At 46.9% G+C, this 21,787-nt stretch carries 22 protein-coding genes; 6 read left to right on the top strand and 16 right to left on the bottom strand.

Going from position 1 to position 21,787, the window contains the following annotated elements:
• Positions 1–109 precede the first annotated feature (109 nt).
• From hisIE to JMN17_RS09940, 8 genes are read right to left on the bottom strand one after another with little or no spacing between them, the layout of a single operon-like run.
• A complete protein-coding gene (gene hisIE / locus JMN17_RS09975) occupies positions 110–733 on the bottom strand; it encodes a bifunctional phosphoribosyl-AMP cyclohydrolase/phosphoribosyl-ATP diphosphatase HisIE (protein ID WP_202327973.1) in 624 nt (207 codons plus the stop codon).
• On the bottom strand, positions 730–1,488 hold the full coding sequence (gene hisF / locus JMN17_RS09970; protein WP_202327972.1) for an imidazole glycerol phosphate synthase subunit HisF: 759 nt from the start codon (positions 1,486–1,488) through the stop codon (positions 730–732). Before hisF ends, hisIE begins: the two co-directional genes overlap by 4 nt.
• Positions 1,485–2,222: a 1-(5-phosphoribosyl)-5-[(5-phosphoribosylamino)methylideneamino]imidazole-4-carboxamide isomerase gene (hisA, locus tag JMN17_RS09965; protein WP_202327971.1), complete on the bottom strand. Its 738-nt coding sequence runs from the start codon at positions 2,220–2,222 to the stop codon at positions 1,485–1,487. The genes hisF and hisA overlap by 4 nt, the downstream gene beginning before the upstream one ends.
• Positions 2,219–2,857 (bottom strand): imidazole glycerol phosphate synthase subunit HisH, encoded by a 639-nt coding sequence (gene hisH, locus JMN17_RS09960; RefSeq protein ID WP_087991498.1) that lies wholly within the window; start codon positions 2,855–2,857, stop codon positions 2,219–2,221. The genes hisA and hisH overlap by 4 nt, the downstream gene beginning before the upstream one ends.
• Positions 2,858–3,442, bottom strand: coding sequence for an imidazoleglycerol-phosphate dehydratase HisB (hisB, locus tag JMN17_RS09955; RefSeq protein WP_087991499.1), 585 nt, complete (start codon positions 3,440–3,442; stop codon positions 2,858–2,860).
• Positions 3,439–4,722, bottom strand: coding sequence for a histidinol dehydrogenase (gene hisD, locus JMN17_RS09950; protein WP_202327970.1), 1,284 nt, complete (start codon positions 4,720–4,722; stop codon positions 3,439–3,441). The genes hisB and hisD overlap by 4 nt, the downstream gene beginning before the upstream one ends.
• Positions 4,719–5,360: an ATP phosphoribosyltransferase gene (hisG, locus tag JMN17_RS09945; protein ID WP_003219799.1), complete on the bottom strand. Its 642-nt coding sequence runs from the start codon at positions 5,358–5,360 to the stop codon at positions 4,719–4,721. Before hisG ends, hisD begins: the two co-directional genes overlap by 4 nt.
• Entirely contained in the window at positions 5,353–6,528 is a 1,176-nt protein-coding gene (locus JMN17_RS09940) for an ATP phosphoribosyltransferase regulatory subunit (RefSeq protein WP_087991502.1), read from the bottom strand. Before JMN17_RS09940 ends, hisG begins: the two co-directional genes overlap by 8 nt.
• 248 nt (positions 6,529–6,776) lie before the next feature.
• Between JMN17_RS09940 and JMN17_RS09935 the strand changes: the two genes are divergently transcribed.
• Positions 6,777–7,523, top strand: coding sequence for a C39 family peptidase (locus tag JMN17_RS09935; protein ID WP_087991503.1), 747 nt, complete (start codon positions 6,777–6,779; stop codon positions 7,521–7,523).
• Between the two features lie 252 nt (positions 7,524–7,775).
• Positions 7,776–8,441, top strand: a complete 666-nt coding sequence (gene pelC, locus JMN17_RS09930) for a pectate/pectin lyase PelC (protein ID WP_202327969.1) — start codon at positions 7,776–7,778, stop codon at positions 8,439–8,441.
• 21 nt (positions 8,442–8,462) lie between these two features.
• Here the strand turns inward: pelC and hprF are convergent, their stop codons facing one another.
• The 5 genes from hprF to hprK are packed head-to-tail and all read right to left on the bottom strand — an operon-like array spanning position 8,463 to position 12,349.
• Complete coding sequence (hprF, locus tag JMN17_RS09925; protein WP_087991506.1) at positions 8,463–8,981, bottom strand: heptaprenylglyceryl phosphate O-acetyltransferase; 519 nt, start codon at positions 8,979–8,981, stop codon at positions 8,463–8,465.
• 3 nt (positions 8,982–8,984) lie between these two features.
• Positions 8,985–9,635: a pyrophosphatase PpaX gene (gene ppaX / locus JMN17_RS09920; RefSeq protein WP_087991507.1), complete on the bottom strand. Its 651-nt coding sequence runs from the start codon at positions 9,633–9,635 to the stop codon at positions 8,985–8,987.
• On the bottom strand, positions 9,632–10,570 hold the full coding sequence (locus JMN17_RS09915; RefSeq protein WP_202327968.1) for a nucleoside recognition domain-containing protein: 939 nt from the start codon (positions 10,568–10,570) through the stop codon (positions 9,632–9,634). Before JMN17_RS09915 ends, ppaX begins: the two co-directional genes overlap by 4 nt.
• Positions 10,571–10,593: 23 nt before the next feature.
• Positions 10,594–11,403, bottom strand: coding sequence for a prolipoprotein diacylglyceryl transferase (gene lgt / locus JMN17_RS09910; protein ID WP_202327967.1), 810 nt, complete (start codon positions 11,401–11,403; stop codon positions 10,594–10,596).
• Between the two features lie 13 nt (positions 11,404–11,416).
• Positions 11,417–12,349: an HPr(Ser) kinase/phosphatase gene (gene hprK, locus JMN17_RS09905; RefSeq protein ID WP_010328731.1), complete on the bottom strand. Its 933-nt coding sequence runs from the start codon at positions 12,347–12,349 to the stop codon at positions 11,417–11,419.
• A 181-nt stretch (positions 12,350–12,530) separates the two neighbouring features.
• Between hprK and nagA the strand changes: the two genes are divergently transcribed.
• From nagA to JMN17_RS09890, 3 genes are read left to right on the top strand one after another with little or no spacing between them, the layout of a single operon-like run.
• Entirely contained in the window at positions 12,531–13,721 is a 1,191-nt protein-coding gene (nagA, locus tag JMN17_RS09900; protein ID WP_087991512.1) for an N-acetylglucosamine-6-phosphate deacetylase, read from the top strand.
• On the top strand, positions 13,718–14,446 hold the full coding sequence (nagB, locus tag JMN17_RS09895) for a glucosamine-6-phosphate deaminase (RefSeq protein WP_087991513.1): 729 nt from the start codon (positions 13,718–13,720) through the stop codon (positions 14,444–14,446). The genes nagA and nagB overlap by 4 nt, the downstream gene beginning before the upstream one ends.
• A gap of 17 nt (positions 14,447–14,463) precedes the next feature.
• The gene (locus JMN17_RS09890; RefSeq protein WP_087991514.1) at positions 14,464–15,195 is read left to right on the top strand and encodes a GntR family transcriptional regulator; all 732 of its coding nucleotides are present in this window, start codon (positions 14,464–14,466) and stop codon (positions 15,193–15,195) included.
• Positions 15,196–15,213: 18 nt separating this feature from the next.
• Here JMN17_RS09890 and JMN17_RS09885 read toward each other — a convergent pair whose 3' ends face one another.
• Entirely contained in the window at positions 15,214–19,083 is a 3,870-nt protein-coding gene (locus JMN17_RS09885; protein ID WP_202327966.1) for a metallophosphoesterase, read from the bottom strand.
• Between the two features lie 164 nt (positions 19,084–19,247).
• Between JMN17_RS09885 and JMN17_RS09880 the strand changes: the two genes are divergently transcribed.
• Positions 19,248–19,721, top strand: coding sequence for a MarR family transcriptional regulator (locus tag JMN17_RS09880; protein WP_087991517.1), 474 nt, complete (start codon positions 19,248–19,250; stop codon positions 19,719–19,721).
• Between the two features lie 38 nt (positions 19,722–19,759).
• Here JMN17_RS09880 and cypX read toward each other — a convergent pair whose 3' ends face one another.
• The gene (cypX, locus tag JMN17_RS09875; RefSeq protein ID WP_087991518.1) at positions 19,760–20,977 is read right to left on the bottom strand and encodes a pulcherriminic acid synthase; all 1,218 of its coding nucleotides are present in this window, start codon (positions 20,975–20,977) and stop codon (positions 19,760–19,762) included.
• Between the two features lie 14 nt (positions 20,978–20,991).
• Complete coding sequence (pchC, locus tag JMN17_RS09870) at positions 20,992–21,738, bottom strand: cyclo(L-leucyl-L-leucyl) synthase (RefSeq protein WP_087991519.1); 747 nt, start codon at positions 21,736–21,738, stop codon at positions 20,992–20,994.
• Between the last annotated feature and the right edge of the window lie 49 nt (positions 21,739–21,787).

Below are 21,787 nucleotides of genomic sequence, written 5' to 3'. Positions count from 1 at the left end.
TTTTTATGTGAACATTGCTTTTTTTCATTTCATTTACTGGAACACGACAAATGGATCAGGCGAAAAGATGCATAAAAAAGGAGCTGCCATATGTACAGCTCCAATCCTCTTACTTGTCAGAATGTCGTTTTTTCAAAACGTCAAGCACATCATCCAGCGGCAGAGCTTGTTCTCTGAGCAGGACAAGCAGGTGATACAGCAGGTCTGCCGCTTCCCATTTGAGTTCCTCGCGGTCTTGGTTTTTCGCGGCAATGATCACTTCGGATGCTTCTTCACCGACTTTTTTCAAAATCTTATCGACACCTTCACGGAAAAGATAAGTGGTGTAAGCTCCTTCAGGCATTTCCGCTTGGCGTTCCGCGATCACGCGCTCCAGCTCGTTCATGATGTCAAATCGGCCCGCAGCCTGCTCTTCTGTTTGTTCCTTTGTAAAACAGCTGTAGCTGCCAGTGTGGCATGCCGGACCTGACGGCTCTACGAGTACGATCAACGCGTCTTGGTCACAGTCATACCGGATGCCCTTAACGGCTTGCGTGTTGCCTGAGGTTTCTCCTTTATGCCATAACTCTTGGCGCGAGCGGCTGTAGAACCATGTTTCTTTCGTTTCCAATGTTTTTTCGTATGATTCCTTGTTCATATAGGCAAGTGTTAGCACTTCTTTGCTTGCCGCATCCTGCACGATGGCGGGAATTAATCCATTCTCGTTAAAACGCAGTTCATCTGCCTGTTTCATCTCACATTCACCCCGTGCTCTTTCAAGTATGATTTCACTTCTTTAATCGACGTTTCTTTATAATGAAAAATAGAAGCGGCCAGCGCGGCGTCGGCTTCTCCTTTTGTAAAAGCCTCAAGCATATGCTGCGCGTTTCCCGCTCCTCCCGAGGCGATAACAGGTACGGGAACAGCTTCAGAAACTAGCTTTGTCAGCCTGTGGTCAAAACCTTTTTTCTCACCGTCAGAGTCCATGCTTGTCAGCAATATTTCTCCTGCTCCGCGTTTGACGCCTTCTTTTGCCCATGCGGTGACTTCCCAGTCTGTTTTCTTTCTGCCGCCGTGCGTGTAGACCTTATATGCGGCAGATTCCTGGTCATACTTGGCATCAATGGCAAGTACGATGCATTGAGAACCGAAAAACTCGGCTCCTTCTGTAATCAGCTCAGGGCGGAGAACAGCTGCCGTGTTCACTGAAACTTTATCCGCGCCGGCACGCAGAATCGTTTTCATATCGCTGAGCTGATTGATGCCGCCGCCGACTGTAAACGGAATCGCAAGCTTCGCGGCAACCTGCTCCACAACGTCAACCATCGTTTTTCGGCCTTCGTACGAGGCGGAGATATCAAGAAAAACCAGTTCATCCGCGCCTTCCTGGTCGTACACTTCCGCCAGTTCAACAGGGTCACCGGCATCCTTTAATTCGAGAAATTGAATTCCTTTGACAACGCGTCCTTCTTTGACATCAAGACATGGAATAATCCGTTTTGTGATCATTTGCGTTTCACCCTTTCAAGCGCCTCGCTCAGTGTAAACTGATTGGTATATAGCGCTTTTCCGATGATCGCTCCAGAAACGCCATCCGCCTGATAGCGGGCGAGGGCTTCGAGATCCTCCACCGAGCTGACGCCGCCGGAAGCAATCACAGATTTCCCCGTTTCCTTTGCAAGCTCGACCGTGCTTGCAATATTAGGGCCTGACAGCATTCCGTCTGTCGAGATGTCTGTAAAAATAAAGACCTCCGCTCCTTCATTGGCAAGCTCTTTGCCGAGTTCAGTTGCTCTAAGGCTTGATGTTTCCAGCCATCCTTCAGTTGAAACAAAACCGTTTCTCGCGTCCAGGCCGATTGCAATTTTTCCCCCATATTGTTTCAGCATTTTTTTGACAAACGGGGGGTTAGAAACAGCTGAGCTTCCGAGGATCACCCGATCGACTCCTGCCGATAAGTATTCATAGACGTCACTTTCGGAACGGATCCCGCCGCCGATTTCCACCTTCAGCTCTAGCTTTTGCGCAATTTCGATCACGTGGCGGTGATTTACTCTTTTTCCTTCTTTGGCACCATCAAGATCAACAAGATGGATCCATTCGGCACCCTCACGCGCAAATAACGCGGCCATGTCGTACGGTGAATCGCCGTATATCGTTTCCTGACTATAATCTCCTTGAACAAGACGGACACATTTGCCGTTTCTCATATCAATTGCCGGATATAATGTAAAAGCACTCATTTTTTCACCTTCTGTTCTGCTGCCATTTTCGTGAATTGGGTTAAGATAGACATTCCGACCGTGCTGCTTTTTTCCGGATGAAATTGGGCGCCGAAGACATTTCCTTTTCCGACGACAGCAGGCACTCGCACACTATAATCAGCGCTTGCCAGAAGCGCATCCTCCTCCATCCCGTCAATGTAATACGAATGCACAAAATAAGCGTAGCCTTCTTCTGTTTCAGCCAGCAGCGGAGATTCAGTATGAAAGGAAAGGCGATTCCAGCCCATATGCGGAACCTTCAGCTTGTTTCCTTCCTCATCTTCTGCTTTCAGCCTGACTGCTTTTCCTTTTAACAGCCCAAGGCCTGACGCGGTGCCGTTTTCTTCGCTTTCATCAAATAAAAGCTGCATGCCGAGGCAGATCCCGAGCAGCAATCGCCCCTCTGAGACCATATCATGAATCAATTGATCAAGCTTCGCGTTGCGCAAATTGTCCATCGCGTCTCCAAATGAACCGACGCCCGGCAAAATAAAGGCATCAACTTCTTTCAGCTCCTCCGGCTTTTCAGAAACAAAGTACGGGACGCCGACGCGCTCAAGCGCCTTTGAGACACTGTATAAATTGCCCATTCCGTAATCTATTACGCCGATCATTTACAGCATCCCTTTCGTTGATGGGATTCCTTTAACACGCGGATCGATCATTGTCGCTTCATCAAGCGCACGTCCAAGCGCTTTAAAAACGGCTTCTATCATGTGGTGGGTGTTTGTCCCGTAATGAACGATGACGTGCAGGTTCATCCGAGCTTCAAGCGCCAGCTTCCACAAAAATTCATGTACAAGCTCCGTATCGAATGTTCCGACTTTAGCCGCAGGGAAATCCGCGCGCATTTCCAAGTGCGGCCGGTTGCTTAAATCGATGACGACTTGGGCAAGCGCCTCATCCATCGGCACAAACGCCGATCCGTAGCGTTTGATTCCTTTTTTATCGCCCAAGGCTTCGAGCAGCGCCTGCCCTAGACAGATGCCGATATCTTCAGTCGTGTGGTGATCATCTATATCAACATCGCCTTTTGCGTGAATGGAGAGATCGAATTGCCCGTGTTTCGTGAATAAATCCAGCATATGCGTCATAAACGGCACGTCTGTTTTGATATCAGCTTTTCCCTCGCCGTCTATTGCAAATGCCAGCTCAATATCTGTTTCGTTTGTTTTTCTGGCGCGTTCCGCTTTTCTCATTTTGAATTCCTCCGTTCTCTCGCTTCGATTGATCTGGCATGGGCGTCTAACCCTTCAAGTCTGGCAAAAGCCGCGATGCTTTCGGCATATTCTTCAAAGGCTGTTTGACTGTAAGAAATAATGCTCGATTTCTTTTGAAAATCCGTTACGTTTAATGGACTTGAAAATCTGGCTGTTCCGTTTGTCGGAAGCACATGGTTCGGCCCGGCAAAATAATCTCCGACAGGCTCAGGGCTGTATCTGCCTAAGAAGATCGCACCCGCATGTTTGATGCTGCCAAGCAGAGCTTCGGGAGACTGTGTGATAATTTCTAAATGCTCCGGTGCGAGCGTATTGACAGTATCAATCGCTTCATCCATTGTTTCCGCCACATAGATACAACCGTAATCGTTCACTGAAGCTTCCGCTATTTCTCTTCGCGGCAAGGTTTTCAGCTGCTCGTTCACCTCTGCTGAAACCGCCTCGGCCAGCGCCACGGAATCTGTGACACACACACATGAGCTGAGTTTATCGTGTTCCGCCTGTGACAGAAGATCGGCTGCGATTTCGCTCGGAATCGCAGTTTCATCAGCCAGCACGACGATTTCACTCGGTCCGGCAATCATGTCAATATCGACATCACCGAACACCTCTCGTTTGGCAAGCGCGACATAAATATTTCCCGGACCTGTGATTTTATCCACCGGCTCAATTGTCTCTGTTCCGTACGCCAGCGCCGCAATCGCCTGAGCGCCGCCCATTTTGTAAATGTCTTTTATCCCTAGCTCGGCAGCAGCGACTAAAACCCCTGAAGACAGCCGCCCGTCTTTCCCCGGAGGCGTCACAAGAACGATTCTTTCCACACCGGCTGTCAGCGCCGGAATGACATTCATCAAAACAGATGAAGGATATGCCGCTGTCCCCCCCGGCACATATACGCCCGCGGAATCTAACGCCGTCACTTTCTGCCCCAGCATTGTGCCATCCTTTCTGTGATAAAACCAGGAGGATTGCAGCTGTCTTTCGTGATATTCCTTTATATTTTCAATTGCCTGCCTCATCACCTGAAGCAGCTGTGAATCCAGCAAGGTGTATGCTTCCTCAATTTCTTCTTTTGTGACCAGCGGGCTGTCTATTTCGATGCCGTCAAATCTCGCCGTGTAGCTGCGGACCGCCTGATCACCGTTTGCTTTGACATCTTCAATAATGGATCGAACCGCTTTTCTTTGCTCTTCCGTTCCGGCATCTATGGACCGTTTGAGAGAAAGCCGTTCTGTGCCGCTGATGGATTTGATCTTCATTTTGCCGTTTCTCCTTCCACAACAAGGGATAAGCGGGATGCCATTTCGTCTATCACATCGTCTTTCATGCGATAGCTTACCGGATTCACGATAAAGCGGGAAGTAATGTCACAAATGTGCTCCGTTTCAACAAGCCCGTTTTCTTTCAGCGTCTGCCCTGTGGAAACGATATCCACAATCCGGTCTGCGAGCCCAATGAGCGGGGCCAACTCAATTGAACCGTTGAGCTTGATGATCTCGACTTGTTCTCCCTGCTCTCTAAAATAGCTGGAAGCCACATTCGGATACTTTGTCGCGATTCTCGGGGCTACGCCGCTCCAGTCTGTATTCGGAAGTCCGGCGACCGCTAAGTGGCATTTGCTGATCTTCAAATCCAGCACCTCATACACATCGCGTTCCTCCTCCAGCATGACATCCTTGCCCGCAATTCCGACATCGGCCACGCCATGCTCCACATATGTGGTCACGTCCATCGGCTTAGCTAATATAAAACGGAGATTTTCCTCCGGCACATCGATGATCAGTTTTCTTGAATCTTCAAACTCCTCAGGGAGCTTATAGCCCGCCTGACGAAGCAGCCCTGCCGCTTCTTCAAATATCCGGCCCTTCGGCATCGCCATTGTGAGTAACTTACCCATTTTGCTCTTCCTTTCTGGCACCGATAAAATAGGTGACGTGTGCAAAAGATTTTGTCATCTGATCGATATTTTCGATTCCCGATAAATCCTGAAGAACCACTTTGTTCCCTTTCATCCGTTCTTCATTCGCATAAGCGATGGCTTGTGCCCGCTGCTCTTTGCTGAAAATAACAGCGTCTATTTCACAAGCTTCGTCTTTCATATGGAGCGCTTCAATCAGCCGGTCGACCCGAAGCCCGAAGCCTGTCGCCGGCGCGGGTGAATCAAAATAGCCGAAGAGCTTGTTATAACGGCCCCCGCTTCCAATGACAAAGCCGACATTTTCGGCGTACACTTCAAATAAAATCCCCGTGTAATAGCTCATGTGGCTGACCATATTCAGATCCAGACGGACATTTTCCGTACATCCATAATCCTCAAGAATGTCCCACAGCGCCTTCAGCTCATCAACAACGCTTTTTCCTTGCGCGGAATCGACGATTTCCTCAGCACGTCCGCATACTTCTATGCCGCCCCTCAACTCAAGAAGCTCAAGCAGCCTGCTTTTATCAATGGAGGAAAGCGGGAGAGACTTGACATGTTCTCTGTAGCCGACGTAGTTCTTCTCATACAAAAACCTCCGCAGCACATCGGCACGTTCAACGTTTCCGAGCACCTCAACAAACAAAGCATCCGCAATGCCGGCATGGCCGATGGCAATTTTAAAGGAAGCCAGCCCCGCGCTCTTTAAGGCGCCGACGACTAAGGCAATGACCTCCGCATCCGCGCTTGTCGTGCCGTCACCGATTAATTCCACTCCGACCTGCTCGAATTCGGCGGGACGTCCGCCTTCGCGTTCCTGAGCCCTGAAGACATTTGCCGCATAGCCGACTCTGAGCGGATGATCGTGTTTCAGAAGCTTGGATGCCGCCACCCTTGCAATGGGCCCTGTCATATCCGGGCGAAGCACCAATGTTTTGCCGTCCTGATCAAGAAGCTTGAACAGCTGCTGCTCTTCAATCGCTGACTGCACACCAACGGTATCGTAAAACTCCAATGTCGGTGTTTCCATAAATCGGTATCCCCATTTATCTATCAAATCGGTTAACGATTGTCTCACCTTTTTTTTCGTTTCGTATAAACCGGGCAGTGTATCTCTCATGCCGTGCGGTTTTTCAAACATAAACATCAACCCGTGCACCTCCGTTGCCATCGTTTGAAGGAAAATTCCGAATCCTTTAGTTCGCTAATATGATAATATGTTAGCAGATGAAAGAGTGAAAATCAATGCTTAACTTTAGTCAGGATATGTTATCTCAGTTGTCCTCCTCCTAATTATGAAAAAATCATGAACAAATCATTAAAGGTGCATCATATCTCAAATTCTTATGGTTGGCATGCTATAATACAAATCAAATAGAGAACAAGGAGATAAAGATGAAAACACTGCGAACTCTATGTGTCATGATTATTCTTTCAGGCGTCGTTTTTTTCGGACTTAAGATATATGCAAAAGATATAGATATCCCTTTTTTCAATAGCGATAAAAGAGAGGCTGAAAAAGAATCAACAGCCGCAAACAGCACAAACGAGCTGAAAGGAAGCGCAAAACCGCTGGATGTCGTCCTTTACAATCAGATGGACGCACCTCGGCTCTATAACGGCTGTGAAGTAACAAGTCTTGCGATGGTGCTGAATTACGCGGGATACAACGTGACAAAAAACACACTGGCAAACCAGCTTGCCACAGTGCCTTTGACGTACAGCAGCGGATTAAAAGGGGATCCGAATGATGGGTTTGTCGGGGATATGGCGAATGGCCCGGGTCTCGGTGTCTATCACGGACCGATCTATCAATTGGCGAAAACCTATGCCGGAGACAAAGTGTCTGACCTGACTGGAAAAAACATTTCTTCTGTTTATGAACAGCTTGAGAAAGGCAATCCTGTTTGGGTCATTACAACTGCCAACTTTACGCCAGTTGACAACATGCAGACGTGGAAAACGCCAAACGGAACGATCGATATCACGTACAGTGTACACAGTGTCGCCGTTACGGGATATGATGAAAAATACGTGTATCTCAATGATCCTTATGGCTATAAAAACAGAAAAACCGACAGAACCAGTTTCGAAAAAGCGTGGGAACAAATGGGCAGCCAGGCCATCGTTATTCAAAAGTAAACAGCTGGTACCTCCCGCCTTCCCAGTGCCTATGTTCTATCTTGAGCAAATACGACAATATTCATGTTTTTTTTTCAATCGGTCATATCGATTCATTTTCCATTTATCATCCAAAATTGTCTTTACTTTCAGGCTGTCTGTTTTTATGATTAAAGCAGATTCAGCCTTGCCCCGATCTATGTGAGAGAAGCCGGAGCAAGACGCTGAGGCTTCTCTTACAAAAATCATAGATATCCGGGGAGGATTTTATCTTTGAAAAAAATCGTGTCTATCCTATTTATGTTCAGTTTGGTTATCGGTTTCAGCCAGTTTCAAACATCAACTGCTTTCGCAGCTGACAAAGTGGTTCACGAAACAATTATCGTACCCAAAAATACAACATATGACGGGAAGGGACAGCGGTTTGCAGCAGGGAAAGAATTAGGTGACGGAAGCCAGTCCGAAAACCAAAAACCTGTTTTTCGTGTAGAGGATGGCGCAACTCTAAAAAACGTGGTGCTCGGCGCACCTGCTGCTGATGGCGTGCACACTTATGGAAACGTTAACATTCAGAATGTGAAGTGGGAAGATGTTGGGGAGGATGCGTTAACAGTAAAGAAGGAAGGAAAAGTGACCATCGATGGCGGCTCTGCCCAAAAAGCGTCTGATAAAATTTTTCAGATCAATAAAGCCAGCACATTTACAGTGAAAAATTTCACGGCGGACAATGGCGGTAAATTCATAAGACAGCTTGGCGGTTCAACCTTCCACGTTGATGTGATCATCGACAAGTGCACCATCACGAATATGAAAGAAGCGATATTCCGGACCGACAGCAAAACAAGTACGGTCGGAATGACAAATACACGCTACTCCAATGTCGGCCAGAAATGGATTGGCGTTCAGCATATTTATGAAAATAACAATACTCAATTTTAATATAAAAAAGTCCGCTGATGTTTATTCAGCGGGCCTTTTCAATCTTTCTTTCATTTCTTCCTTCGTATAGATGATCCGCATCGGGTTTCCGCCGACAAATGCGCCGGCAGGCACATCCTTATGGACAAGCGTTCCGGCGGACACAACTGCGCCATCCCCTATTTCCACCCCGGGCAAAATGGTCGTGTTGGCACCGATCATCACTTCGTCTCCGATCAGGACTTTGCCGGTCCGGTATTCCTGAATCAAATATTCATGGGCCAAAATGGTCGTATTGTACCCGATGATTGAATTTGCTCCTACTGAGATCTTTTCCGGAAACATAATATCCGGCATCACCATCAGGGCAAAGGATGTCTGCTTCCCAACCTTCATCCGCAGAAACGTACGGTACAGCCAGTTTTTCATCCCTATAAACGGTGTATATCTCGCCATTTGAATGACAATGAAATTTTTGACAACTTTTAAAAAAGGCACCGTTTGATAGACATGCCATAGTGAGTTAGCCCCTGAGACCGGATGACGATCTGTTTTTCTCACAGATTAATTCACTCCAACGATTTGTAATAGATCACTCATTTTCTCAAGCATATAATCTGGCTCATGCTTCGCCAGCATTTCCGGCCCTTTAATCGTCCATGCGACTCCGGCCGTTTTTGTTCCGGCGTTTTTCCCCGACAGCACATCGTGGTAATTATCTCCGACCATAATGGCTTCCGCAGGCTCGCTTCCAAGCTGTTTCAGCGCTAACAGAACCGGCTCGGGATCAGGCTTTGCATTTGTCACATCATCGAGGGTGACGACCGTTTCAAAGAACTCGCCGATTCCCGTCAGCTTGAGGCCCATATTGACAGTATCTCTTAATTTCGTTGTTACAATCCCTAATCTAAACCCGGCTTTTTTCAATGCATCCAGGGTTTCATACACGGTTTCATATTCAGTCACAAGTGAATCATGCATGTCATGATTGTACGCTCTGTACATGGCGATCATATCATCGCATTTATCAGCGTCCATCGAAGAGAATGTGTCAAAAAGAGACGGTCCGATAAACGCGAGCACATCTTCTCGTTTATACTTGCTCGGGTAATAATGCTCCAGTGTATGTAAAAAGGACGCGATAATTAATTCATTCGTATTAATTAGAGTTCCGTCTAAATCAAATAGAATCGTCGTTACTTGTTTGTGACTCATATTGCTTCCTTTCCAACCGCTGAGGGTTTCCATTTTTTCCATGTGCGCGCAATGACAATTGTCAGCAGCACTGCTGTAGTGACACGTATCAGAAGAAGAGGCCAAACCGGTATGCCGAGCGGAATAAAGACGAGCGTATCTTCCACGACCGCGTGGCAGGCGACGAGAAAAATAAATGCCAATGTCATATCCCGTCTGCTCACGCCGTCATCCTCGACAGCTTTGATCATGACACCCGCTCCGTAGGCCAGACCGATCGTCAGTCCCGCCACCATCGTCATGGACGTATTTTTATTCATGCCAAGCAGCTGCGTAAACGGAGACAGCCACCTCGAAAACCGATGCAGCCAGCCTAAATCTCTTAAAAACTGAATGATGATCATCAGCGGGATCACAATGGCCGCCAGTTGCAAAACACCAAGTCCGGCTTTCATTAAAGCCTCGGCCAGCATTGCCAGCCAGCCGTCAGGCGCCGTGCTCTTCGCAGCGATAAAACCGTACTGCGCCGTTTCCTGTCCGCCATGCCAAATGAGATTGATGACAATTGCTGACACAGCGGCCAAACCGATGCGCACCGCCAAAATGACGCCAATTCTGATGCCAACCTTTGCGGCGACTGTCGATTCGATAATCAAGTTATGACAGAATGAAAGCATCACAGCTAAAATAAAGACTTCCTTCACAGATAAATCCAATGGTAAAATCCCGGCAATTCCAGCATACAGATTCAGTATATTCCCCAGCACAAGCGGAATGGCCGCTTCACCAGAAAGCCCGAACAGGCCCATAACCGGTGTGATCAGCCGTACCAGCCAATCCATGACAGGCGTATGCTGAAGCAATGTAACCAGTAGTGTTACCGGGAAAATGACTTTACCGAGTGTCCATGTTGTTTGAAGACCTGCCGCTAGACCGGCCAGAAAGATCTTCTTCATCCCTCATCCCCCTTTGTTGGCGTCTACTCCGTGTACCGCTCCTTCGAGTATCCTTTGACACGTCTGAAAATGATGGCTGCCACAGCCAAAACAATCAATACGATTGAAATCACCTGAGCGATGCGAAGCGCATCAGTCAGCATTAAGCTGTCCGTCCGCATTCCTTCAATAAAGTATCTTCCGATTGAATACCAGATGATATAGATCAAGAACATCTCGCCTCTCCGCAAGTTGGCTTTGCGCAGGAACAGCAAAACAATGACGCCGACAAAGCTCCATAGTGATTCATATAAAAAAGTAGGGTGATAATATTGTCCGTCGATGTACATTTGATTGATGATAAAGTCAGGCAGATGCAGGCTTTCCAAAAAGGCTCTGCTGACTGCCTCGCCGTGTGCTTCCTGATTCATGAAGTTTCCCCAGCGGCCGATCGCCTGTCCGAGTAAAATGCTTGGCGCGGCAATATCCGCAAGCTTCCAGAACGAAAGGTTTTTTACTCTTGAAAACACATAACCTGTTAAAATGGCCCCGATTAACCCGCCGTGAATGGCAATGCCGCCCTTCCAAATCTTAATGATTTCTCCCGGATGCGCCGCATAATAATCCCATTCAAATGCAACGTAATAAATTCGGGCACAAATAATCGCAATCGGAATGGCAAACAGGACAAGATCGATAAACGTATCTTTCTGCAGCCCCAGTTTCTCACTTTCCCTCATCGCAATCCAAAGTCCAAGCAAAGCACCGAGACCGATAATGATTCCGTACCAATGGACGGCTAACGGCCCCAGCTGAAAAGCTATTGGATTGAGTGGTTCTATCGCTTCATTCATTTAACGCCAACTCCTATTCGTCTTGTTCACCGTCTTCAATGACGTCCGCCAGCTTAGTGGTAAATTGCTCAGCGGCATTCAGACCCATCCGTTTCAATCTGAAGTTCATTGCTGCCACTTCAATAATAACTGCGAGATTTCGGCCCGGACGGACGGGAATCGTCAGTTTTGTCACTTCCGTATCAATGATTTTCATGGTTTCTTCCTCAAGTCCGAGACGGTCGTATTGCTTGCCCTGCTCCCAGAGTTCAAGATTCATGACAATCGTGATTCGTTTATTGCTTCTGACAGCGCCGGCACCAAACAGCGTCATCACGTTGATAATGCCGAGCCCCCTGATTTCCAGAAGATGCTCAATTAATTCCGGAGCGTTTCCGACAAGGGTATCCTGATCCTCCTGCCGAATTTCAACGCAATCATCGGCAACGAGGCGATGTCCCCTTTTCACAAGCTCCAGCGCGGTTTCACTTTTCCCGACACCGCTTTTTCCTGTGATCAGCACGCCGACACCGTATATATCAACAAGAACGCCATGAATCGCCGTGGTAGGCGCCAGCCGGCTCTCTAGAAAGTTGGTTAAACGGCTTGACAGCCTAGTCGTTTTCAGAGGCGATCTGAGGACAGGCACACCGTTTTTCTCGGAAGCGTCAATCAGCTCCTGCGGGATAGGCATATCTCTAGAAAGAATAATAGCTGGTGTTACATCCGTACACAGAGATTCCATTCGCTGCTTTTTATCCTCTTCCGGCAGCTGCTCAAAGAAAGAAAGCTCTGTTTTTCCGAGAAGCTGCACGCGTTCTCTCGGGTAATATGTAAAATATCCGGCAATTTCAATGCCTGGTCTTGATAAGTCACTCATGGTAATCGGGCGGTTAACCCCTTCTTCTCCGCTGATTAGTTCCAAATTGAACTGTTCCATTACGTCTTTTGTGCGAACTTTTGCCACGATCTGTTCCTCCTGTTCCGGGCTGCCCCGAGCTTGCTCACAATACTTTCATTTTATCACTTTCGGACTTGAACCCAAAACAGATTTTATAAAAGACAGGAAAACACCTCAGCTGGTCTAGATCACTAGTCTGAAAAGGAGTAAAATAAGTGTATTCATATTCCAGAAAGGCGGATGACCTATGGCAGAAAGTCTTCTTATCAAAGACGTCGCGATCGTGACAGAAAATGAAGGAATCAAAAAAGGCTATGTCGGAATCAATGACGGAAAGATCAGCACAGTCACAACAGAACGGCCTAAAGAGTCTTATTCAAAAGAGATTCAAGCACCGGCAGATTCCGTTTTGCTTCCCGGCATGATTGACATTCATATTCACGGCGGCTATGGCGCAGATACGATGGATGCAAACTTATCCGCCCTCGACACCATGTCGTCGAGACTGCCCGAAGAAGGAACGACGAGCTTTTTAGCAACAACCATTACCCAGGAACACGGGCACATATCTCGAGCTTTGGTGAATGCAAGAGATTGGAAAGCAGCTGAAGAATCCTCTTTATTAGGTGCGGAACTGCTCGGCATTCATTTAGAGGGACCCTTTGTTTCACCTAAAAGAGCCGGAGCGCAGCCAAAGGAATGGATCAGGCCTACGGATGTTGCCCTTTTCAAAAAGTGGCAGCAGGAGGCGGGCGGACTGATCAAAATTGTCACACTTGCGCCTGAAGAGGATCGGCATTTTGAACTGATCCGCTATTTGAAAGACGAATCGATTATCGCGTCGATGGGGCACACAGATGCCGACTCCGCATTACTGTCGGAGGCTGCGAAAACAGGCGCGAGCCATATGACTCATCTTTACAACGCGATGAGCCCGTTTCATCACCGAGAGCCCGGGGTGATCGGAACGGCGCTTGCCCATGATGGGTTTGTGACAGAGCTTATTGCCGACGGCATCCACTCCCATCCTTTAGCGGCAAAGCTGGCTTTTTTGGCAAAAGGCAGCAGCAAGCTCATTTTAATTACTGATTCAATGAGGGCGAAAGGCCTGAAAGACGGTGTATATGAGTTCGGCGGCCAAAGTGTGACGGTAAGAGGAAAAACAGCTCTTCTTTCAGACGGAACACTTGCCGGTTCAATCCTCAAAATGAACGAAGGCGCACGGCATATGCGTGAGTTTACAAATTGTTCTTGGACGGATATAGCTAATATAACTTCTGCAAACGCGGCCAAACAGCTGGGCATCTTTGACCGTAAAGGCAGTGTGACAGAGGGAAAAGATGCGGATCTTGTGGTTGTCAGCAGCGATTGCGAGGTCATTCTCACCATCTGCCGCGGAAACATTGCATTTATATCCAAGGAGGCTGACCAGATATGAAACTAATGGAATGTCAAACATATGAAGAGCTAAGCCAAAAAGCAGCCAAAATAACGGCAGACACGATCACGCAAAAACCAGGCGCCGTTCTCGGTTTAGCGACAGGCGGCACACCTGAAGGCACGTATCGCGAGCTGATCCGCCTGCACCAAACTGAGAACCTCTCATTTCAAAACGTCACTACGGTTAATTTGGATGAATACGCCGGACTTTCAAGTGATGACCCGAACAGCTATCACTTCTATATGAATCATCGTTTTTTTCAGCATATTGACAGTCAGCCAAGCCGGCATTTTATTCCCAATGGAAATGCAGACGATCTGGAAGCCGAATGCGGGCGGTACGAACAATTAATCGAATGTCTCGGCGGCACTGACATTCAGCTTCTCGGCATCGGCCGGAACGGACATATCGGCTTTAACGAACCAGGAACGCCTTTCAAGTCGCGAACACACATTGTGACATTAAATGAACAAACCCGTCGGGCGAATGCCAGATATTTTTCTTCAATAGACAGTGTGCCGAAAAAAGCGCTCACAATGGGCATACAGACGATTCTCTCAAGCAAACGCATTCTGCTGCTTATTTCCGGCGAAAGCAAGGCAGCTGCCGTGAAAAAGCTGTTAGTAGGAGACATAAGCGAAGATTTCCCCGCATCTGCTTTGCACCTGCATTCTGATGTTACGGTTTTAATAGATCGTGAAGCAGCGGCATTAAGATCTTGAAAGGAACATGCTGACTTATGAATATCGATAAACAATCGCCCATTCCGATTTATTATCAAATTATGGAGCAATTAAAAGCCCAAATGAAGAGCGGAGAGCTGCAGCCGGATATGCCTCTTCCCTCCGAGCGTGAATATGCCGAACAATTTGGAATCAGCCGGATGACGGTTCGACAGGCGCTTTCTAATTTAGTCAATGAAGGCTTTCTCTATCGCCTCAAAGGCCGGGGCACCTTTGTCAGCAAGCCAAAAATGGAACAAGCACTACAAGGTCTGACAAGCTTTACCGAGGATATGAAAAGCCGCGGGATGACACCCGGCAGCAGGCTCCTTCATTATCAGCTTATTGATTCAACGGAGGAGCTCGCCTCTATATTAGGCTGCGGGCACCCCTCCCTTATCCATAAAATCACTCGGGTTCGGCTGGCAAATGATATTCCGATGGCGATTGAATCCTCGCATATTCCGTTTGAGCTTGCGGGTGAGTTAAACGAATCGCATTTTCAGTCGTCGATTTACGAGCATATTGAAAAGTACAACCGTATACCGATTTCCCGCGCAAAACAGGAGCTTGAACCAAGCGCTGCAACATCTGATGAAGCAAGCATTCTCGGCATTCAAAAGGGGGCGCCTGTCCTCTTAATCAAACGAACAACGTATTTACAGAACGGAACTGCTTTTGAACATGCAAAATCTGTATACAGGGGCGACCGTTATACATTTGTCCATTACATGGATCGGCTTTCATAAAAAAATCTCCAACCCTTTTTAAGGATTGGAGACATGGCGTAAATCAAACTGGTCTGGCGCGGGACGATAGGTCTCTTTTTTCGTCTTGAACTTCCAGATCGGTGATTTCGTTTTGCCGTTAAAACTGTCTTCCACAATGGTGTACCAATAATAAACAGAGTGCGGCTCAAGATGATCCCAGCGGAACTCAGCAGTATCCCCGCTCTTCACTTGCTCCCGTTTTCCGAGCTCTTCATTGGTATATACATTACATTCAAAATAATCGGTTTCCACCTTTTTGATCCTCGGCTTCAAATCAAGTGAAAGAGAAAACTCATCCTTGTTTCCGTAGGTATCCGTATCATAGTAGTTCTTATCATGTAAATACGGAGAGTACGTCGACACATGCACCATATCATTCGCCTGGTCAAATTGCAGCAAACGCAAATATCCTTGTCCGCCTTCCGGTCCGCCCTGATAATCGGCCAGCATTTGATGCACGAGGCGATCCGGCTTTCCATCACCATCATCATCAAGCTCATCTGTTTTTCTCATCGCACTATGATAATGCCCGCTCAACACCATCACGACATTCGGATTCGCCTTAACCACTTTTTTGAATATTTTCTCTCCGATCGGGCTTCTGTTTCCGCTGACCAGCAAATACTCATGAAAAGCTAACACAGCCATCCGGTCAGGGTGCTTCTTCAGTACCTGATTCATCCACGCGATGTCTTCATCGGTAATGCCCCACCCCATGTACAGCATGATATAATCATTGCCGTTGCTCGAAATCAAGTCATAATGTCCGCGGTTATTTTTATAGGAACCGCCATAATGCAATTTTTTATCAAAACGGTGGCTGCCAAAGTATTTGCCAAACGCCCTATAGGAGCCGTCCTTATGCCCGACATCGTGGTTGCCAGCCAGCACGCCGTATGGAATTCCGTTCTTATCCAGAACAGACATTGACCGATCAGCGTTTTTCCACTGTCTGATATCGGCAGAATCATCTACAATATCACCCGTGTGAAACACATATTTGACATTGAGCCGCTTTTGATTATTTTTGATCCATGCGGTCTGTTTATCAAAAATATGCGGGTAGCTTTCGGCGTAATACTGTGTATCAGACATCCAGACAAATGTATACATATCCTTCGCTGGAGGAATTTCATCCTGGACAATCACATTCATCTTCGACTGCCGTACAAAATCTGAGACGATCACAGACGCCTTCAGCGTAAACGGTTTGTCATCTTTGGCAACGCAGCTGTCAACCGTCTGCCACTCGTTTGTCCGGTAATTCCAAGCATACATCGTCACCTTTCTCCCCGATAAAGAACTCCCCTGCCAGACCGCTTCCGCCAAGTCATTCTCATCAACTGACGGATCAACCGTCACTTCAAAGCGATGATAAGGGAAAAGCTCCTTCTTTTCTGTCGATACTGTTTTTCCGTCAGCGGCTGATACCCGCTCCAATTCTTGATTCGTAAACGGGGTCTCACTTTCCGGCACAAAGCTTTTCGGCGGTTCAGTCAGTGACGCGTGCTTGAATATCTTCACATTGTTTCGCGCTGTATATTGAAATCCTCTATAAAAAGCGACATTCATGGCGTCATTCGTCGGGTCCTTCACCCGTACAGAAAGCTTTGCCCTATGTGTATCGGCTTCACTGTCTATGACCTCCGGCTGATCCGGATGCTCCCGTTCTGTTTTAAACGTGCGCTCTATGACCGTTTTATTGCCCGCGAGGTCCGTTGCTGTCACTTTTAGAGAATGTTTTCCCGGCGATAGTTCAGAAGATGACGTATGATATGGGAGTGTAATGCTTTCGCCATCTAAAGACGCCTCCACTTCCTCAATTTTGCTCCATTTATCATAGATATCCGCCTGCAAGATAAGATTTCCTTTATACGTTTGTCCCTCGGTGACATTCGGCTCAATGTGAGGCCCTGAATTATCCACCCGCACAACCAAACTTACATTTTCCTTGCCGTCGCTTGCTTGAATATGGTGAGCACCTTCAGAAAGTTTTGATGTATCCCACTCCAGCAGCTGTGACGTAAACAGGCCGTCAGGCAGATTGAATTGAAATTGCCAGCTTTTTTTCGAGCGCTGATTATCTCCAATAAAGAGTTCCTTTTCGGGAGAAACCCTCGGATCCCTGATAACCGTCCCATCCGATAACACCAATCGGGCGTTTTTGACTAAGAAATCATCACGGTTTTCAGCCGTATCAAATGGAGACACCTTCGAACCTGAACGTATGGTAATACGCTGCAGCTGCTTTCCTTTCCGAAGCAGCGTTTCTGGCAATGGAACAGAATAGGTGCGGTATTTATTTGTCGTATCATCAAACACCTTTAGCACTTTGCCTTCCATTGTGACCGCGTTTTTAAAGTAGAGATTTGTTTTTCTCGTATCGAACGCAAAATACACTTCTTTTTCCATAGCAGGCTCTGGCACTTGTTTTTTTCCGTCAATCCATAGCTTAATGCTGTCAGTGTGCCCGTCTGTTGTCGCTTTGAGGAACTGGGTTCCCGACAGCGTGTCTCTGTTTTCAATGTTCATACGCAAACCGTGCGATTTGCTTGTTTGTTTAATATCAATCATTTTGACCGGCGTTTTCGCTTCATTGCTCCCGTCCCCAGCCGCCACGTAATACTCAAGCTGATCCTTCCCGATCAGTTCAGGCGAATACACAATATAATGGTAGAGATTGTCGTTGCGGTCTTTTTCAGCGAGAATGCGCTTAAACGGTTTGTTTTCATCTGTTCGATAGTAAAAGGCCGCAGTTTTCACAAGATTGCGATCCCGTATGTCAGCCCGCAGCTCAATGCTTTCAGCAGGACGGACAGGCTTACGGTCAGTCAAATCCTCAATAACCGGCTTTTCTTTATCAAGCTTGATTTTTCGTTTCTGCTCAGGCACCTGCGCCTGTAATACGGTTCCCGGAGACGGATTCTTTTCTCCGATTGAAATATTGAGAAGTTCTGCGGTTCCGTCCAGAGGATATTTGTAAAGCACAGACGAGAGCCGGCGAAGCGCATGTTTCCGATAATGCGCAACTGAGATATCTTTTCCTGTATTCGTTGATATCACAACTGCCCGCGGCCTGGTATTGGCCATGCCCTCTGTCTCTTCTATCACCGCCAGATTTTTCCCTTCCGTTAATTGTGTCTGGTAATATCGATTGAAATCCCCCGCCGTCAATTCTGGATGACCGGCAGGCTTCAGCCAAACCACAAACGTTTCACCGGATGGAATCGTGATCCTTTCTTCAGGTCTCCAAATCAGATCCGAATCAGGCCCTTCTTTCGGATAGCGGTAACGGATATGATAGTCTTTAAAATCAATCGTTCTGTCAGTCGTATTGTAAATCTCAATAAATTCATAACCATCTGCACGTCCCGTATTCTTCGTATCAACCGCCAGCTCTGTAATCAGAAGCTCCGGAATATGGGCAAGATCCGCTTGATAGCCTTCAAGCTTCAGTTTTTTCGTTCCCGACTCGGCCCGCTGCTTCCCATTCGAAATCACAATGTAATACTCAAGCTCGCTGTTCCAAATCAATCGTTTTGGAATTTGCGTCAAAAACTTGTGAATCGCTCCGGGTGTCGGGTCCATCGGCACCATTTTGTAGCCCAGCTCATTACTTTGTTTATAAAAAAGAAAGGCAGAAAATGCTTGATACTCATTGTCACGCACTTGAGCCTCAATCATCAGATTGCTTTTCATTTCAGCTTTCACATCGATTTGAGGAGGATTTTCAAGCAAGGGTATGTAATGAGGCGTTTGGAATGGTTCCTGTTTTGTAACAGGGAAAACTTTCGGTTCATGATGGCCGCCAGACAAAACTGAAAGAAAAGACAAGAATAAAGAAGCGATAACTGTGTATTTCCTCATCAAAGCACCTCCCTTTTCATGTATTTTGCGTCTGAACAGGGAAGCTTATGAGTTCATTTTTGTGCAAAAAGAACAAAAAAGCGTCTGCCTCTTGAAAATCCCACTATTACCCAGTAAACTAAGGATAGTTAACCAGTTAACAATTAAATCAGAGAGGCAGATTGATGAACAACAGCATTCATGATGAATTATTTCAAGCGATACAACAATTCGCATTTAAAAGGGATAAACGCGTCTTGCAAAAGGTGCAAATACCGTCCAGCGATATGTCCTCAGAACATCTTGGTCACCTCAAAAAAGACTGGACATTGACCCAGCTTCATATTGTTTCCTGCATACACACCAGCCAAAATGTGAATAACAGCTTTCTGGCATCCCGCTTACATATCTCAAAAGCAGCTGTTTCAAAAGCGGTTCAAGCTTTGTTGAAACACAATATCGTCACAGTGAAAAAAAAGCCCGGCAATAAAAAAGAAACTTTTTATACGTTAACTGAAAGCGGCAGAGGACTGGCGGCATTCCATGACCAGCTTCATGAAAAAGCTAAGGAGCAGTACAAGCGGCTCTTCAATGAATTTTCGATTGATGATTTAAAAACAGTGACTGCGTTTTTCAACTTATGGGTAAAACATATGTAAAAAAGCCTCGCCCGCATGGGAGAGACCTTTGAATCTTATTAAACTCTGTCAAACGTAATATGAAGTGAAACGGGTCCGCGTGTATACAAACCGGACTCAGCATAACGAAAACCTTCCTCTAATCGGATATTCCGCATGTTATCCAGTACAATATTGGCTACAATCTCGATTTCGGTTTTGGCAAAAGCTGCTCCTACACAGTTATGGATGCCGGATCCGAAAGCGAGATGCCGGGCGGCGCCGCTAAAAGCGCTCTTGATACCGAGGTCTTCCCGATGAATATTAAATACGTCAGGATGTTCAAACGCTTCAGGGTCCCGGTTAGCTGCTCCGATCATACAAAAAACAATCGTATCTTTTTTGATTTCTATACCGCCGACCGCCGTTTCTTGGGACAGCTGCCGCGGAATCAGCTGAACCGGCGGTTTATAACGCAACGTCTCCGCAATGGCTCTTGACACTAACGAACGGTCAGCCAAAACATCATTCATCTGCTCAGGATTGTTGAGCAAATGATAGATCATCAGCGCCAGCGTCTTATCCGCCGGTTCCGTTGCGGCTAACAGCACATTGAGAATCAGGGCCAGTATATCCTTGTCCGACATCGCCATGCCTTCATATTCAGAAGTACATAGGATAGAAATTAAATCTGATCCCGGATTGAGGCGGCGTTCTTCGATGACAGGCATCAAGTATTGGGAAAGCTGTTCGCTGCACCATAAAGAATGCGCCCGCGCTTCAGGAGTCTGAGAGATACTCGTAATAAAATCGGCAACTCCGCTGTGCCACTCGGCGATTTTTTCATGATCTCTTTTATCCAGCCCGAGCATGTCCATCGTGACACACACCGCAAACGTCTTTCCAAAATCATTGACGAGATCGATTCTCCCTTTTTCAAGATAAGGAGCTAACAAGTTTTCTGCATTTTGTTTAATCAATGGAGACAGATGATCCAATGCGTCCCCGACAAAGCTTCTCACTACAATTCTTCTTTTTGCGGAGTGTTCTTTTCCATGCATTTGGGCGAGCACAGGGCCGCGCATGACCGGTTCAGCACGCTCAACAAGTGATTTTGTCGTAAAGATATCCGGATGCTGAAGGATATAGCGGACATCGTGATAGCGGCTGATAAAATAGCTGTCTATCGACTCTTCATAATGAACAGGATCTTCCTCCCGCAGCTGTGAAAAATAAGCATATGGATTTTCTTGAAATTGATCAGAAAGCACACTAAACAATTTAATGGATTGACTCATGTTTACTCCCCCTGTCATCCTTCAGATGTGATCCGTGATTCAGAAAGCATCTGCTCCATTTCCTGCACAATGAGATATCCTTGGTTCGGCCGCATACGAATAGAAAATTCATGATTACTGATCTGCTCACCCAGCTTCCACGGACGATGATAAGCAAGGAGCGTTTCTTCCACCTCTAAAATATCCGGTGCTCCAATAAAAAACGGCATCTCTGCTATGACATATTCCACAGCAAGATTCAGCATATCCTCACTGACTTCTTCCATCATCAAGCTGATGCCGCGCGCACGCCCGATCATCGCCTCACGAGACATGTCCAAACAAGCTTGCCGAAAATGAGGCTGTTCAAAAAACGCATGTTCAACTTCTTGTCTCATCAGCTGGTAGGCTTTGTTTTCCGTGAAATCAGAAAATGTATGAATCGCCTTCGGGTCCCCGCCATGAGCTGCAAGAGCCCTTTCTGCAAACCTTCTGTTTCGCGATACCTCTTTCCTTACTTTTCGTTCCGCCTTGCCTCTGGGAGTTCCGAGCGCTTCAAGAAGATTAGCCGCCTCATGCCCCGCAAGCAAAACAGAAACACTCTTAAATTCAGCGGTTGCCCAACCAATCAATCTGTAAATATAATCCTCAGAAAATCTGCTGTTAAACGGGCTGATACCCACTAAAACATGCCGGCGCCGTTCAAATATTTCTCTGCAGTTTTGTGTCAGAGACTCAGCAGTAAAATACACAGGCTTTTTTTCCGTCACCATTTCAGTCATCTCATTCACCCCTAAAAAACTTATCCCGCTTTAAGTCTTCACCCTCAAA

The sequence above is a fragment of the Bacillus sp. RHFS10 genome (assembly GCF_016757475.1).
Lineage (GTDB): Bacteria > Bacillota > Bacilli > Bacillales > Bacillaceae > Bacillus > Bacillus subtilis_G.
This window is presented reverse-complemented; position numbering and strand designations above follow the sequence as displayed.